This window comes from Palleniella intestinalis, from assembly GCF_013166595.1.
GTDB lineage: Bacteria > Bacteroidota > Bacteroidia > Bacteroidales > Bacteroidaceae > Prevotella > Prevotella intestinalis.
Window position 1 is genome coordinate 73,976 of sequence record NZ_JABKKG010000001.1, and the last position, 15,003, is coordinate 88,978.

Genomic DNA, 15,003 nt, shown 5'->3' on the forward strand with positions numbered 1-15,003 from the left:
TTCTGAAAAAAGAGCGGGCGCGCGCTGCCACTCTTAATTCTGCTGCAAAGATAATAAAGTTTATTTTATAAACCAAATTATTTTATAGAAAAATTACAAAAACTTTTATCCTACATAACAATCGTTTATAATAGTAACATATATAAGTTAATCCACAAAATTAAAATGATATTATCTTCCAATCGTTATGTATGGGCTTGTCTTTCGCCTTCTCTGCTTGTTCTTGTGGGCGGAAGACCATAGGCATAATCGGTGATGTATCCTATATTCCTTCTTCAACTTACACTTTTCCCTCAAAATAACAGCACAGATAATGCATTTGTGGACTAACTTAGAAAGAAGCAGGTTCCGTCTCACGACGAAACCTGCTAACAACACAAACACAAAATAGGCTCTCATGGACAATCCCGTCAAGCCTATTTTATTATCTTTAGTTGAGTCCGAAAAGAACTTTCAGACCACCATCTACACCAGAGAAGCCCATAAAAGAGAGGGCGAGCAAAGATGCTGTAATGAGAGTTATAGAAACTCCTTTCACTCCCTTTGGAATATTTGCAAACTCCTGCTGCTCACGAAGTCCTGCAAAGAGAATCAGGGCAAGACCAAAGCCTAATGCTGATGCGATTGCATAGTCGATAGACATGAGGAGTGAGTAGTCCTTCTGGATTACAGAGATTGCCACACCGAGTACGGCACAGTTTGTTGTGATCAGAGGGAGGAACACGCCGAGAGCCTGATAGAGTGGAGGGGAAACTTTCTTAAGAACAATGTCCACCATCTGCACAAGAGCAGCGATTACAAGGATGAATGAAAGTGTCTGGAGATAACCAAGCCCGAATGGATTGAGTACAAACATCTGAAGACACCATGTCACCAAAGTAGCAACGAACATGACTGCGGCAACCGCTCCGGACATGCCCAATGCTGTACTGACTTTCTGGCTGACACCAAGGAATGGGCAGATGCCGAGAAACTGTGACAGGACGATATTGTTAACGAATATCGCTGCAATAAATACCAATATATATTCCATAGTTAAGCCTTCTTGAATTTGTTAATGACTGCGATGATATAGCCCAGTGTGAGGAATGCTCCCGGAGGCAGGACGAAAATCAACATAGAATACTCGGAAGGAATGAGTTCAAGTCCAAACACAGTACCGTTGCCGAGAAGTTCACGGCAGATACCGAGTATTGTTAGACCGATTGTAAAACCAAGTCCGATGCCTATACCGTCAAGGGCAGAGTCAAGAGCATTGTTCTTGCATGCGAAAGATTCTGCGCGACCGAGAATGATACAGTTCACCACGATAAGTGGGATAAAGAGTCCGAGAGATTTGTTCACTTCCGGAGCGTACGCTGCGAGACAGAACTGCACAATGGTCACGAGTGTGGCGATTACAACAATGTACACAGGGATATGCACCATATCCGGAGTGAGTTTCTTGATGAGAGAGATTACAATGTTCGAGCAAATAAGCACAACCATTGTGGCAAGTCCCATCATCATACCGTTTATGGCACTTGTGGTAGTGGCCAAGGTAGGACACATACCAAGCATCAGCACAAAGGTAGGATTCTCCTTTACGATGCCGTTAATGATAATTCCAATTTTTGACATAATGTGTTCCTCCTTTATTTGTTTTCCTTAAATGTGTTGAACGCCTGCTGTACAGCGCGCAGGAAAGAACGAGATGTGATTGTTGATGCTGTTATAGCGTCAATGTCACCGCCATCCTTTGATACTGTGAGGTCGCTCTCTGCCGGATTCTTGCCAACAATGCATCCCGGCTGATCCTTCTGGAACCAGTCTGAAGCCTTTGCACCAAGTCCCGGAGTCTCAGCATGTTCAAGGACAGTGTAACCAAGGATTACACCATTCTCATCAAAGCCGACAAGAACCTTAAGGTTACCACCGAAACCATTAGGGTCAGTAGATTGCACTGCTGTTCCCTTGTCTGTTGTGTAGATGACAAAAACCAGATCCTTGCCGTCAATGTTGCGTGTAACCTCTTTTGTATCCTGTACAGTCACCTGGTCAGCAGCAAGAACAGACTTGATACCGTCAGCAAGAGTTTTCTCAGCCTGCTTGTCAATGGCAGGCTTTGTCGCCTGATTGACAAATGCGAGGAGACCGCCACAGATGACTGCCACAGCTACGAGGACAATCACCATATTCTGAAGATTTGATTTTAGTTTTTCCATATCTTTGCCTCCTGTTTATTTGTTAGCCGGAACCTCTCCAAAACGCTTTGGTTTGGTGTACATATTAATGAGTGGTGTGAATGCGTTCATGATAAGGATTGCGAAAGACATTCCTTCCGGATAAGCACCCCAGTTACGTATGATAACTGTCAGGACGCCGATTGACACACCATAGATAATCTGGCCTTTCGCACACATTGGAGATGTGACATAGTCTGTCGCCATGAATATTGCACCCAGCATAAGACCACCTGCGAAAAGCACTTGGAACGGATTAGCATAAGTATTGCAGTCACAAAGCCAAAGAAGGCCGGCAAGTACGAATACTGTGCCAATGATTGATACAGGTATGTGCCAAGTGATGATTTTCTTCCAAAGGAGATAGACAAGTCCGAGGAGGAGTGCCAATGCACAAATCTCACCGATTGTTCCGGCACCGGCTGTTGCATTACCGAGGAACATGTCTGTTGCAGAAGGAAGCTGCTCCAATGCCGAAGCATCACCTTTTATCGCCTGCTTCATGAGTGCGAGAGGGGTTGCGCCTGTTTCTGCATCAAGGTAGCTTGTCATCTGTCCCTGAAGCGGCCATGATGTCATTGCGGTAGGGAAGCTGACCAGCAGGAAGCAACGTCCTACAAGTGCAGGGTTGAAAGGATTCTGTCCAAGCCCGCCGAATGTCATCTTGCCTACTCCGATAGCGATGAGCGCGCCAACGATAATCATCCATATTGGAAGGTTGCTCGGCAGGTTCATACCCAACAGAAGTCCGGTGAGAGCGGCAGAACCGTCGCATACAGTCATACGTTCCTGCTTCAGAATGAATTTGCTTATTGCCCATTCAAAGAATACACAGGCAATAACGCTTGTGGCACACACAATGGCAGAACCAAGCCCGAAATAGTAGAAGCTGACGAGAAGAGCAGGAACAAGTGCGATGATTACACCGTACATATTCTTGCTCACACTGTCATTTCCGTGTGCATGCGGAGAAAATGAAACTATAAGATTTCCCATTTTATTATTTTAATTTATAAGGGATTTAAATTGATTTAAGTGATTTCATGTCAGCCGGTTTGCATCCTGCCGGTAAGTTTACAGGCTTGTTTGCCGGTTTTACTGTCGGTATTGCAGTAGGAACGAATGGTTTGTCAGCAGTAGACATAGGCTTTGCCGTTCCCTTTCCTGCCGGTGCCGGTGCACTGCCACTCTTTGCCGGTGCAGGAGCCGGTGCTGCATTGCGTGAGCGTATGATGCCCATTACCGTAGACTTTCCGACACGTATGTTGTCAAGGAGAGGACGATGAGAAGGGCATGTAAACTGGCAAGAACCACATTCGATACAAGATGTAATCATCTCTGCTTCAACCTTATCCCACATCTTCTTTGAAGAACAAGTTGCAAGGAGGTAAGGCTCAAGACCCATAGGACAAGCACCTACACATTTTGCGCAGCGGATACAAGGGTCTGCCTCCTTGCGCTTAGCGTCAGCATCAGTGAGGACAGTGATACAGTTCTGACCTTTTCCTACTGTAACATCGAGTGTATTGACGGCACGTCCCATCATAGGACCACCCGCAAGAACCTTGTTGTCACCTGCCGGCATGCCACCACACAGATCTATAAGCTCTTGGAACGATGTGCCCATACGTACAACGAAGTTGGAAGGAGTCTTTATCTGTTTGCCGGTAACGGTTGTATAACGCTCAAAGAGAGGCTTATTCTTCATTACTGCCTCATATACAGCATAAGCAGTCGCAGCGTTCTGTACGATTGCACCTACATTGACAGGTATTGCCGGAGGTGCCGGAACCTGACGGCGTATGACAGCATCGACAAGCTGTTTCTCGCCACCCTGTGGATATTTCTTTGCAAGAGGCACAACCTCTATGTTGGTGATATTCTTCTCCGCAATCTTCTCTGCTATGAGTTTTATTGCAGCAGGCTTGTTCTCCTCAATGCCGATATATCCTTGATTCACTTTCGCGCCCTTCATGAGAATTTTCACGCCCTCAATGAGTTCGTCCGCTTTCTCAAGCATAAGGCGGTAGTCAGAAGTGATATAGGGCTCACACTCCACACCATTGATTATTATGCATTCTGCTTTTGCAGTAGGTGGGGGGCAAAGTTTGATGAATGTAGGGAAACAAGCGCCACCCATACCCACAATACCTGCATTCTTGATGCGGTTGACAATTTCCTCAGGTGTAAGTTCCGGATGAGCTTCCAGTGTCTCCAGCTTCTCCGAACGGTCAATTGTTGGTTCCCATTCGTCACCCTCAACCTTTATATATACAGCAGGTCTGTTTGCTCCTACGGCATCGACAGCCTCACCAACCTTTGTCACAGTTCCGGAAACAGAGCTGTGGACAGGAGCACTGACGAAGCCACCGGCCTCGGCAATCAGTGTTCCGACCTTGACCTTGTCACCTTCTTTGACAACAGGTTTTGCAGGAGCTCCGATATGCTGTGTCATCAGCAATACAGCCTGCTTAGGAAGTGGAGCAGGCTTTGTAACGGCGTCATTGCTCAGTTTGTTCTCTTCCGGATGGACGCCACCAAGTCTAAAAGTACGTACTTTCATTTGCTATACCTCCTTGAATTAAATGGTTTTGAGTGATTTCATGTCTGCAGGCTTGCATCCTGCCGGCATATTCATAGGCTTGTCGCAAGGCTTTACTGTAGGAACGGCAGTAGGAACGAATGCCTTTTCCACAGGAGCAGGTTTGAAAGACTTCTTTGCTCCGCCTTCAGCCTTTGCGACAGGCTTTTCAGCAGGTGCAGGATTAGCTGCAGCCGCACCGAGCAAATCAACAATCTTTGACATTGTGTCCTCACCTCCGACAGGGCATGAAAGTCCGTCAATGGAGCCTTCATTAGAGCCTTTGATGAGAGCATTTGCCAGACCGGCACAACCGGGGAAGCCGCAGCCACCGCAGTTGGCGCCAGGGAGAGCCTCGAGAATCAATGGCAGTCGGGCATCCTCCTCAACAGCAAACTTCTTGGAGAGGACATAGAGCAACACCGAAGCGATGAGCGCTATGACACCCAAGACGAGTACTGGAACGATAATCTCATTCATAATTTTGTTTATTTTGTTAGTTATTATGTGTAGTTTTCACTTTTCTTCAATCGAGAACCGGAATTTCAACTGTATCAGGTTCTTACAGTAATAAAGCGCAATGTAATATATGCCGAACACAGCCATTCCGCCAATAGCTGCGTAACCTTGGTTGTACGGCTCAGCAACAGGGCAGAATCCGTCAGGCTCTGTCATGTTAAGGATAGAGAGAATTGCAGCGACCGCCAGCACAACCGGTATGACAAATGCTATAAGTACCGCTGTCAGACCCATTTTTCCTCCCATGACGACACAGACATCCTGACCAACACGGTATTTGCCGGATTTGCGTGTCCAGACATCAATGACTTTCTCTTTGCTGTCTGCGGAATTGCAGTGACTTGCAATCTTGCAATGCAGGCATGCAGCTGTCTGGGCGATGCGCACCTGTATGTGTTCGCCTTCAATGGAAATGATTACGCCATCATGTTTTATCTGTTCGTTCATTAGTGTTCTCTTGCGTGTCACATGCGAGCGTATATGTGTCAAAATATGCGCATGATATGATTTAAGGCAATAATGTTGCTTGCAAAGTTATATTATTTTTTTGAATAATGAAAGAAAAATAACAGATTTTCACAATGAAAAGATGAAAACATGCTAAAAAACCTTCAATTCTTCGTAAATTCTTTGTACAGGCAGCCCCATAACATTGAAATAGGAGCCTTCGAGCTTTGTCACGCCGACATAGCCTATCCACTCTTGCACTCCATAAGAGCCGGCTTTGTCAAGAGGATGGTAGTTTGATACATAATATTCGATTTGTTCGTCTGTAAGGTTGGCAAAAGTGACATCGGTTTTCACGCTGAAATGGCGCATTTTTGTCTTTGTGCGGAGGCATACTCCGGTGATGACATGATGGGTTTTGCCACTGAGTTTCCGCAACATAAGGCATGCTTCCTTCTCGTCTTTCGGTTTTCCCAGCACTTCGCCATTAAGGATTACGACTGTGTCGGCTGTGAGCACAATGTCCTCATCGTTGATTTCGCCTATATTTACATCATTGAAATAGGGAATGGTCTTCTTTTGTGCTATGTATTCAGGCACAATTTCCGCTTTCATTGTGCGAGGGTAAGACTCGTCGATACCTGGAATGACCCATGTCCTGAACTCCATGTCCAGTCCGCCAAGAAGCTCTTTTCGTCTTGGGGAATTACTTGCAAGGATAATCATTGTTGTATTTGTTATGTTATGTTTTCTTATTGATTATATGGTGTTTTCTTATTGGAGTTGTAGTGTTTCCTTATTGGAAATTATTACTGTCGTTAATGCCTTTTTTGTACAACAGTAAACGTATGGAAACGCAGTGTTATGAATGGTGCTGCGAAAGGTAACCTTTTGCATGGTGAAAGGTTACCTTTTATGTAGTAAACCGTTACCTTTTACATGGTCAACTGTAACCTTTTGTTTTTGTATATCAAGCTTTGGATGAATTAATTTGTGATAACTTATTATAAAACCGTTATATAGCTTGAAATGTATTGATGTGCACATTCTCCCATTTCAGCTTATCTTCGTTCTGCGGTTTCCGTTCATCTGTCGCAAAGCCGAAGGCTATCACACAAAGAACATTCTGTTCGTCTGGAATGCCAAGTATGCCACGGATTACCTCGGTGGCACTTGTACCGTCGCTAAGTCCGCGTTTGTCCATCTGTACCCAGCACGAACCGATACCCAATTCCTCTGCCTGATACTGCATGCTTATCGCTGCGATGGAGCAGTCTTCTATCCAGCAGTCCGATTCATGAGGGCTTGCCGTGAGGACGATTGCGAGCGGTGCGTCCTTTATGAAAGCACCGCCGAGGTCCTTTGCGTCTGAAAGTTTCTCCAGGTCGGTCCTGTCTTCCACAACGATAAAATGCCATGCGCGTGTGGATTTGCTTGTCGGTGCCATAAGCCCGGCACGCAGTATCAGTCTTACGTCATCTCCGTCAAGAGGTTTCTCAGAGAATTTGCGGTGCGAACGGCGTGTCTGCACCAGTGTCTTGAAGTCTGTCATAAATTATTGTCGCTATCTTTTGCTGTGAATTATTGTGAATTTTTTGCAAAGTTACAAATTAATGTCAATAAAGGAAGCATGAATTATGTTTTTTTTATTACCTTTGCAAAGATTTCCTGAAAATGACATATTAATATAGTACACGTTATTGGTTATGATAAAAAAGATTTTCGCAGTCATTGTCTTATGTTGCGCTCTGATTGCATTTTTGTTGCTCACACCGATGTCAAACGCTGGCGGCACTCGTTATGTCTATGTTGATGCTGACGACAATGCAGACTCTGTCTACGCAAAGCTGGACACAATAAGCCATGGCTATTCGCTTGCCACATTCAAGTGTTTGTCTTCTGTGTCAGGTTATGCCGGACATGTCCGTACCGGACGTTATGCCTTGGAGAGTGGGGTGGGTGCTTTGCAGATGCTGCGCCACATGCGCAATGGGCAGCAAGCTCCTGTCATGCTGACCGTTCCTTCAGTAAGAACCATTGACAGATTTGCCGAAGAAATGTCCAAGCGGCTGATGATGTCTGAGGAAGAACTGCTGTCCGCGCTTGCCGATGAAGCGACATGTGAGAAGTATGGCTTTGACACTCTGACCATACAGTGCATGTTCATCCCCAACACTTACGACATCTATTGGAATGTCTCTGTAGAGAAATTCCTTGACAGAATGAAGAAAGAGTCCGACAGATTCTGGACTTCCGAACGCAAGGCAAAGGCAAAGGAGGCGGGAATGACACCTGTAGAGGTCATCACATTGGCAAGTATTGTCGATGAAGAGACTGCAAACAATGGCGAGAAACCCATGGTTGCCGGCATGTATGTCAACCGTTTGAAATCCGGAATGCCGCTCCAGGCAGACCCGACAGTCAAGTATGCTTGGAAGCGTTTTGGCTTGAAACGCATCTACAACAAACTGCTTTTCATCGATTCGCCATATAACACATACCGCAACACCGGTCTTCCTCCGGGACCAATCCGCATCCCTTCCGTGGCAGGCATAGACGCTGTCCTTAACCATGTCCACCACGACTACATGTACATGTGTGCAAAAGAGGATTTCTCCGGCACCCACAATTTTGCCGTGACTTATCCTGAGCACCTTAAAAACGCTGCGAAATACACGGCAGCCCTTAATGCACGTGGCATAAAATAACGATTCCATTATGATTTCAATAGACAATCTTCACGTAGAATTCAGTGCACGCCCCTTATATGACCATATCTCGTTTGTGATAAACGACAGAGACCGCATCGCCCTTGTGGGCAAGAATGGTGCGGGAAAATCTACACTTCTTAAAATAATCAGTGGCATACAGACACCGACAAGCGGCAATGTCACTATTCCCAATGGTACTACGGTCGGCTATCTTCCGCAGGTGATGAAGATTCAGGACGACACCACAGTCCGCGACGAGACACGCAAGGCATTTTCCGATACCATCCGGATGGGCAAGAAGCTCGAGGCAATGCAGCAGGAAATGGCTGAGCGTACGGATTATGAAAGCCAAGGATATATGGACCTTGTGGAACGTTTCACCAACCTCCATGACCGGTATATGATGCTGGGAGGCGAACAATATGAGGCGGAGATGGAACGCACGCTTCAGGGACTTGGCTTCTCACGTCAGGACTTGGACCGACCGACTGCGGAGTTTTCCGGTGGCTGGCGTATGCGTATAGAACTTGCAAAGATTCTGTTGCAGAAGCCTGACATTCTGTTGCTTGACGAGCCTACCAACCACCTTGACATCGAATCAATACAATGGTTGGAGCAATATCTGGCACAATCGTCATGTGCTGTAGTCCTTGTGTCCCATGACCGCGCTTTCATCAATAACGTGACAAACCGTACAATAGAGATAGTCTGCGGACATATCGAGGACTACAAGGTTAAGTATGATGAGTATGTAGTGCTCAGAAAGGAGCGTCGTGAGCAGCAGTTGCGTGCTTATGAGAACCAGCAGAAAGAAATTGCGGACACAAAAGCATTTATTGAGCGTTTCCGTTATCAGGCAACGAAGGCGGTGCAGGTGCAGCAGCGTATACGTCAACTGGAGAAGATTGTGCCGATAGAAGTGGACGAGATGGACACATCTGCCCTGCGTCTGAAGTTCCCTCCATGCCTGCGTTCCGGCGATTATCCTGTGATATGCGAGGATGTGGAGAAGACATACCAGCATCTTGTCTTTGAGAATGTCAATCTCATCATAAAGCGTGGCGAGAAAGTTGCCTTTGTCGGCAGGAACGGCGAGGGAAAGTCCACGCTTGTGAAATGTATCATGAGCGAGATTCCTTTTGGTGGAACACTAAAGGTTGGGCATAATGTGCAAATAGGTTATTTTGCACAGAATCAGGCACAAATGCTTGATGATGAGCTTACAGTGTTCGAGACAATAGATCGTGTTGCCAAAGGTGAAGTGCGCTTGCGTATCAATGACATTCTTGGAGCTTTTATGTTTGGTGGTGAAGCGTCAGAGAAAAAAGTGAAATTCCTTTCCGGTGGTGAGCGTTCTCGCCTTGCCATGATTCGTCTGCTTTTGGAGCCAGTCAATTTCCTTATCCTTGATGAGCCGACCAATCATCTCGACATGCAGTCAAAGGATGTGCTGAAAGAAGCCATCAAGGCTTTTGATGGAACAGTCATTGTTGTGTCCCATGACCGCGAATTCCTTGACGGGCTTGTCGACAAAGTATATGAATTCGGTGGAGGCAAGGTGCGCGAATATCTTGGCGGCATATACGACTGGATACGCTCTCATGAACAATCAAAGGCGGAAATATCACAACCGAAAGCAAAAGAAGTTGAGGAAACTCCCGTGCAGAATGAAGTTCCGCAGAGTGAAGAGCCTTCAAAGGATGACATGTTGAGCTATGCCGAGCGCAAGGAACGCAACAAGAAAATCTCTAAATTGGAGAAATCCATCAAGGAGGTTGAGCGGAAAATAGAGACTCTTGAGAAGCGTTTGAAGGAGTTGGATGCAGTACTATGCTCACCGGAAGGAGCAAGTGACATGGCTGTTGTCAACGAGTACACTTCCACCAAGCAAGTGATTGACACAGAAACAAGCCGTTGGGAACAACTGTGCGAGGAACTTGAAGAGTTGCGTTAACGGTAAGTCTTTTGAAGAGTTTACCTGATAAACATTCATTATGTATAGTAAATAAATCTCGAATTATATAAACAAAGAAAATGAATTTCAAGAACTTAATGGCGATAATGACTATCGCAGCAGCACCTGTTGTTGCCGGTGCACAAGAGTTTGGAGCCGGAATCAAGATGGAGAATCTTGATAAGACGGCTAATCCGACAGAAGATTTCTACCAGTATGCTTGCGGAGGTTGGATGAAACTCAATCCACTTCCAGCAGCTTATTCACGCTTTGGCAGCTTTGACCAGCTCGGCGAGGATAACAATAAGCGTGTTAACGCTATCCTTGACGACATGCTCAAAGGCAGTTTCAATGAAGGAACCATTGAGCGTAAGTTGGCTGATTTCTACAAAATGGCTTTGGATCAGAAGCGCCGCAATAAGGAAGGTGTCAAGCCTGTAATGCCTATTCTCAACGACATAGAGGCTGCTAAGAGTGTTGCTGATCTGCAGGCTCTCCAACTGAAGTACACTCCGTTTGGCTATGGTGTGCCTATGGGTATCGGCTTCGGTGCTGATGAGAAGAATGCCAAGATGAACATTCTTAATGTTTACCAAGGCGGTCTGACTCTCGGACAGAAAGAGTACTATCTTGATGATGACAAGGCAACAAGTGACATCCGTGCCGCTTACAAGCAGCATATTGTAAATATGTTCCAGCTGTTCGGCTTCAAGAAGCCGGTTGCACAGAAGAAAATGGAGGCTGTCCTTAAGGTTGAGACTGCATTGGCAAAGGTTTCCAAGTCAAGAACAGAACTTCGTGATGTAGAAGCCAACTACAACAAGATGACTCTTAAGGAGTTCAAGGCAAAGTACCCTAATGTGAAACTTGAGGAGCTGATGAATGCCGAGGGTGCGAAGAGTGAATATATGCAGGAGCTTATCGTCGGCCAACCGACATTCGTAGAGGGTGCAAACAAGGTGCTTGGCGAGATGACTGCTGACGAAATGAAGGCATACATGGAGTGGGATGTCATCCATGGCGCAGCAAACTATCTCAGTGACAAAGTGCGTCAGGAGAACTTTAATTTCTTCGGCAAGACAATGCGTGGCAGCAAGGAAGAGCATCCGCTTTGGAAACGCGCTACAGCGCAGGTGGAAGGTGTTATGGGTGAGGCTCTTGGCAAAATCTACTGTGAGCGTCATTTCCCTGCTTCTTCAAAGGCAAGAATGGAGAAACTTGTCGAGAATCTTCAGGTTTCACTCGCCGAGCGCATCCTTGCTCAGGACTGGATGAGCACCAAGACAAAGATGGCTGCTCTTGAGAAACTCAGCAAGTTCTATGTAAAGATTGGCTATCCTAACAAATGGAAGGACATGAGCGGTCTGACAATAGACCCTTCAAAGTCATATTATGAGAATGTCAAGGCTTGCCGTGCTCATTGGAACAGCGTGGCTATCAAGGAAAAGGCAGGTCAGCCTGTTGACAGAGACGAGTGGTTCATGACTCCTCAGACTGTAAATGCTTACTACAATCCTACAACAAATGAGATTTGTTTCCCGGCAGGAATCCTTCAGTATCCGTTCTTTGACTCTGCATCTGACGACGCTTTCAACTATGGTGCAATAGGTGTTGTCATAGGTCATGAGATGACTCACGGATTTGATGACCAGGGCTGTCATTTCGATGGTGACGGAAACATGCGTGATTGGTGGACAAAGGAAGATGCTGAGAATTTCAAGAAACTTGGCGACCAGTATGCAGAATTTTTCTCTTCAATCAATGTGCTTCCTGATCTGAAGGCTAACGGCCGCTTTACTTTGGGTGAGAACCTGGCTGACCATGGAGGACTTATGGTTGCATTTAATGCATACAAGAACGCTACAAAGAATGCTCCTTTGAAGACAATTGATGGTCTGACTCCGGACCAGCGTTTCTTCTTGGCTTATTCCGGCGTTTGGGCAGGCAATATCACAGAGAAGGAAATCCGTAACCGTACAAAGAGCGACCCTCATTCACTTGGACGCTGGAGAGTGAACGGTGCGCTTCCACATATTGATATGTGGTACGATGCATTCAACGTCAAGTCTTCTGACAAGATGTACATTGCTCCAGAAAAGCGTCTGAAACTTTGGTAATAGAATATACAGATGATAATAAAGACAGCAGAATATTCAATATCTTCTCCAACTGTCGGACAATGTCCGAATGATACAAAGAACGAGTTCGCATTCATCGGTAGGAGTAATGTCGGCAAGTCCTCGCTAATCAATATGCTTTGCAAGCATCGAGGACTTGCCAAGACCTCTGCCACACCGGGAAAGACACTGATGATAAACCACTTCATTATAAACAAGGAGTGGTATCTTGTTGACCTTCCCGGTTATGGTTTCGCAAAACGCTCGAAAACTGTTAAGCAGAAACTTGAGCAGATGATAGCCGGATATATCCTCCAGCGGCAGCAGTTAGTGTGTACTTTTGTGCTTATCGATGTCCGTCATGACCCACAACTGATAGACCGTGAGTTCATCGACTGGCTCGGAGAATCGAACATTCCTTTTGCCATAATATTCACAAAGGCAGACAAACTTGGAATTGTAAAGGCTCGTGCAGCAGCCAATGCATGGATGGAGAAATTGCGTGACCGCTGGGAGGAATTACCTCCGTACTTTATAACCTCGTCCGAAAAAGCCATTGGCAGAGATGAGGTTCTTGACTATATTGAATCAATCAATAACGAATTGGCAAATGGCTAATCCTGTTCTTGATGTACAGAATCTGACCAAATCCTTCGGCGAGAGAGTGCTGTTCTGCAATATCAGTTTCTCTATCGCCGAAGGACAACATGTAGGTCTTATTGCTCAGAATGGCACGGGCAAATCTACTCTTCTCTCAATGCTTATGGGTATTGAGGGGGCTGACACCGGCTCAATTATTTATCGTAATGACATAAAGACAGGTTTCCTTTGTCAGACTCCGGATTTCAATCCTGAAGCATCTGTGCTGGAGACCTGCACGGCAGGGCAGACAGAACATGAACAACATCTCAATGCAAAGCAGATTCTTACACAACTCAAAATCCGTGATTTGAATCAGCCCATGGGACAATTGTCCGGCGGACAGCAGAAGCGTGTCGCTCTTGCTGCCGTATTGATGACAGACCCGGATTTCCTTATATTGGATGAACCGACAAACCACCTTGATCTTGAAATGATAGAGTGGCTTGAAGGTTTCCTTTCCCGTGGCAACAAGACCATTCTTATGGTCACCCACGATAGATTTTTCCTTGACCGTGTATGCTCTGTCATACTTGAACTTGACGGTGGGGCTATGTACACTTATCGTGGTAATTATCAATATTATCTTGAAAAGCGTCAGGAGCGTATAGACAATCAGCGTGCCGAGATTCAACGCGCAAACAATCTGTACCGCCGTGAATTGGAGTGGATGCGCCGTCAGCCACAAGCACGTGGGCATAAGGCGCGTTACCGTGAAGACGCTTTCTATGAATTGGAAGCCATAGCCAAGCGGCGTATGGAAGAACGGCAAATACGTTTGAAGGCCTCCACTGTATATATAGGCTCTAAAATCTTTGAGTGTCAGTACATCAGTAAGTCATGGGAACGTGAAGGCAGTGGGCCACTTGTGATCATGAAGGACTTCTACTACAATTTCACCCGTTTTGAGAAAATGGGCATTGTTGGTAGCAATGGTGCAGGAAAGTCAACCTTCATAAAGATGCTCCTTGGACTTGAGAAGCCTGATTCCGGACGCTTTGATATTGGTGAGACTGTGCGTTTCGGCTATTTCTCACAGGAAGGTTTGAAATTCCGTGAAGACCAGAAAGTTATTGATGTCATCCGTGAGATTGCCGATTACATAGACTTGGGGCAAGGACGCCATCTTACTGCATCACAATTCTTACAGTATTTCTTGTTTACTCCTGAACAGCAATATAATTATGTATATAAACTTTCCGGAGGAGAAAAGAGAAAACTGTACTTATGCACGGTATTGATGAAGAATCCGAATTTCCTTGTTCTTGACGAACCTACTAATGACCTTGACATTAAGACGCTGCAGGTTCTTGAGGAATATTTACAGGATTTTCCGGGATGCGTAATAGTGGTTTCCCACGACCGTTATTTCACAGATAAAATTGTCGACCATTTGCTTGTTTTCCATGGTAATGGTGAGATACAGGATTTCCCCGGTAATTATACACAATACCGTGAATATCAAAAGCTATTGCCGAAAGAATCTGTGTCCTCACAATCTGCGGCGCGTTCAGACTCTGCGGTTCAACAGACAGTCTCTAAACAAACCGGCAGCCGGCGTGATGGCGGAGAAAACAAACGGCGTATGTCGTTCAAGGAAAAACGTGAGTTTGAACAATTGGAACAAGATATAGAACAGCTCACAGAAGAGAAAAAAGACATAGAACGTGCATTGTCCTCCGGAACGGCAAGTGTAGAGGAAATCACAGAAATGTCGAAAAGATTCCCGATAGTTAGCGAGGAATTGGACATGAAAGAACTTCGTTGGCTTGAACTGAGCGAGCTTCTATAAAAAACAAATTATTAAAATGAA

At 45.6% G+C, this 15,003-nt stretch carries 13 protein-coding genes and 1 pseudogene; 5 read left to right on the forward strand and 9 right to left on the reverse strand.

All coding sequences use genetic code 11. From position 1 onward, the window contains the following. Nucleotides 1-430: 430 nt before the first annotated feature. The 9 genes and pseudogenes from HPS57_RS00375 to HPS57_RS00415 all read right to left on the reverse strand — a co-directional run bounded on the left by HPS57_RS00375 (nucleotide 431) and on the right by HPS57_RS00415 (nucleotide 7,321). Entirely contained in the window at nucleotides 431-1,033 is a 603-nt protein-coding gene (locus HPS57_RS00375) for an electron transport complex protein RnfA (protein ID WP_135938823.1), read from the reverse strand. A gap of 2 nt (nucleotides 1,034-1,035) precedes the next feature. Further along, nucleotides 1,036-1,620 carry an electron transport complex subunit RsxE gene (gene rsxE, locus HPS57_RS00380; RefSeq protein WP_172179166.1) on the reverse strand — a complete coding sequence of 195 codons (585 nt, stop codon included), beginning with the start codon at nucleotides 1,618-1,620 and terminating at the stop codon, nucleotides 1,036-1,038. Between the two features lie 14 nt (nucleotides 1,621-1,634). Then, entirely contained in the window at nucleotides 1,635-2,204 is a 570-nt protein-coding gene (locus tag HPS57_RS00385; protein ID WP_172179167.1) for an RnfABCDGE type electron transport complex subunit G, read from the reverse strand. 15 nt (nucleotides 2,205-2,219) lie between these two features. Beyond that, nucleotides 2,220-3,218 (reverse strand): RnfABCDGE type electron transport complex subunit D, encoded by a 999-nt coding sequence (locus HPS57_RS00390; protein ID WP_172179168.1) that lies wholly within the window; start codon nucleotides 3,216-3,218, stop codon nucleotides 2,220-2,222. Between the two features lie 217 nt (nucleotides 3,219-3,435). After that, a pseudogene (rsxC, locus tag HPS57_RS00395) lies at nucleotides 3,436-4,785 on the reverse strand (electron transport complex subunit RsxC); the annotation flags it as partial. An 18-nt stretch (nucleotides 4,786-4,803) separates the two neighbouring features. Continuing rightward, nucleotides 4,804-5,283 carry a (Fe-S)-binding protein gene (locus HPS57_RS14490; protein WP_172179170.1) on the reverse strand — a complete coding sequence of 160 codons (480 nt, stop codon included), beginning with the start codon at nucleotides 5,281-5,283 and terminating at the stop codon, nucleotides 4,804-4,806. Between the two features lie 36 nt (nucleotides 5,284-5,319). Next, nucleotides 5,320-5,769: a SoxR reducing system RseC family protein gene (locus tag HPS57_RS00405; protein ID WP_172179171.1), complete on the reverse strand. Its 450-nt coding sequence runs from the start codon at nucleotides 5,767-5,769 to the stop codon at nucleotides 5,320-5,322. Between the two features lie 153 nt (nucleotides 5,770-5,922). Further along, entirely contained in the window at nucleotides 5,923-6,495 is a 573-nt protein-coding gene (locus HPS57_RS00410) for a Maf family nucleotide pyrophosphatase (RefSeq protein ID WP_172179172.1), read from the reverse strand. A gap of 289 nt (nucleotides 6,496-6,784) precedes the next feature. Then, nucleotides 6,785-7,321 (reverse strand): nitroreductase family protein, encoded by a 537-nt coding sequence (locus tag HPS57_RS00415; RefSeq protein WP_172179173.1) that lies wholly within the window; start codon nucleotides 7,319-7,321, stop codon nucleotides 6,785-6,787. Between the two features lie 154 nt (nucleotides 7,322-7,475). On the opposite strand from HPS57_RS00415, the gene mltG reads away from it, so the two are divergent. The 5 genes from mltG (at nucleotide 7,476) to abc-f (ending at nucleotide 14,982) form a co-directional block, all read left to right on the forward strand. Beyond that, complete coding sequence (gene mltG / locus HPS57_RS00420) at nucleotides 7,476-8,477, forward strand: endolytic transglycosylase MltG (protein WP_172179174.1); 1,002 nt, start codon at nucleotides 7,476-7,478, stop codon at nucleotides 8,475-8,477. A gap of 10 nt (nucleotides 8,478-8,487) precedes the next feature. After that, complete coding sequence (locus HPS57_RS00425; protein ID WP_172179175.1) at nucleotides 8,488-10,434, forward strand: ABC-F family ATP-binding cassette domain-containing protein; 1,947 nt, start codon at nucleotides 8,488-8,490, stop codon at nucleotides 10,432-10,434. A gap of 80 nt (nucleotides 10,435-10,514) precedes the next feature. Further along, entirely contained in the window at nucleotides 10,515-12,551 is a 2,037-nt protein-coding gene (locus HPS57_RS00430) for a M13 family metallopeptidase (RefSeq protein WP_172179176.1), read from the forward strand. 12 nt (nucleotides 12,552-12,563) lie between these two features. Continuing rightward, entirely contained in the window at nucleotides 12,564-13,169 is a 606-nt protein-coding gene (gene yihA / locus HPS57_RS00435; RefSeq protein WP_172179177.1) for a ribosome biogenesis GTP-binding protein YihA/YsxC, read from the forward strand. Continuing rightward, nucleotides 13,162-14,982, forward strand: a complete 1,821-nt coding sequence (gene abc-f / locus HPS57_RS00440) for a ribosomal protection-like ABC-F family protein (RefSeq protein WP_172179178.1) — start codon at nucleotides 13,162-13,164, stop codon at nucleotides 14,980-14,982. The genes yihA and abc-f overlap by 8 nt, the downstream gene beginning before the upstream one ends. The last annotated feature ends 21 nt before the right edge of the window (nucleotides 14,983-15,003 follow it).

Excerpts from the sequence above, each read along its gene's own strand:
- abc-f (WP_172179178.1), top strand. The coding sequence starts at position 13,162 with ATGGCTAATCCTGTTCTTGATGTACAGAATCTGACCAAATCCTTCGGC.
- rsxE (WP_172179166.1), bottom strand. The coding sequence starts at position 1,620 with ATGTCAAAAATTGGAATTATCATTAACGGCATCGTAAAGGAGAATCCT.
- mltG (WP_172179174.1), top strand. The coding sequence starts at position 7,476 with ATGATAAAAAAGATTTTCGCAGTCATTGTCTTATGTTGCGCTCTGATT.
- HPS57_RS00410 (WP_172179172.1), bottom strand. The coding sequence starts at position 6,495 with ATGATTATCCTTGCAAGTAATTCCCCAAGACGAAAAGAGCTTCTTGGC.
- HPS57_RS00430 (WP_172179176.1), top strand. The coding sequence starts at position 10,515 with ATGAATTTCAAGAACTTAATGGCGATAATGACTATCGCAGCAGCACCT.
- HPS57_RS14490 (WP_172179170.1), bottom strand. The coding sequence starts at position 5,283 with ATGAATGAGATTATCGTTCCAGTACTCGTCTTGGGTGTCATAGCGCTC.
- yihA (WP_172179177.1), top strand. The coding sequence starts at position 12,564 with ATGATAATAAAGACAGCAGAATATTCAATATCTTCTCCAACTGTCGGA.
- HPS57_RS00375 (WP_135938823.1), bottom strand. The coding sequence starts at position 1,033 with ATGGAATATATATTGGTATTTATTGCAGCGATATTCGTTAACAATATC.
- HPS57_RS00385 (WP_172179167.1), bottom strand. The coding sequence starts at position 2,204 with ATGGAAAAACTAAAATCAAATCTTCAGAATATGGTGATTGTCCTCGTA.
- HPS57_RS00405 (WP_172179171.1), bottom strand. The coding sequence starts at position 5,769 with ATGAACGAACAGATAAAACATGATGGCGTAATCATTTCCATTGAAGGC.
- HPS57_RS00425 (WP_172179175.1), top strand. The coding sequence starts at position 8,488 with ATGATTTCAATAGACAATCTTCACGTAGAATTCAGTGCACGCCCCTTA.
- HPS57_RS00390 (WP_172179168.1), bottom strand. The coding sequence starts at position 3,218 with ATGGGAAATCTTATAGTTTCATTTTCTCCGCATGCACACGGAAATGAC.
- HPS57_RS00415 (WP_172179173.1), bottom strand. The coding sequence starts at position 7,321 with ATGACAGACTTCAAGACACTGGTGCAGACACGCCGTTCGCACCGCAAA.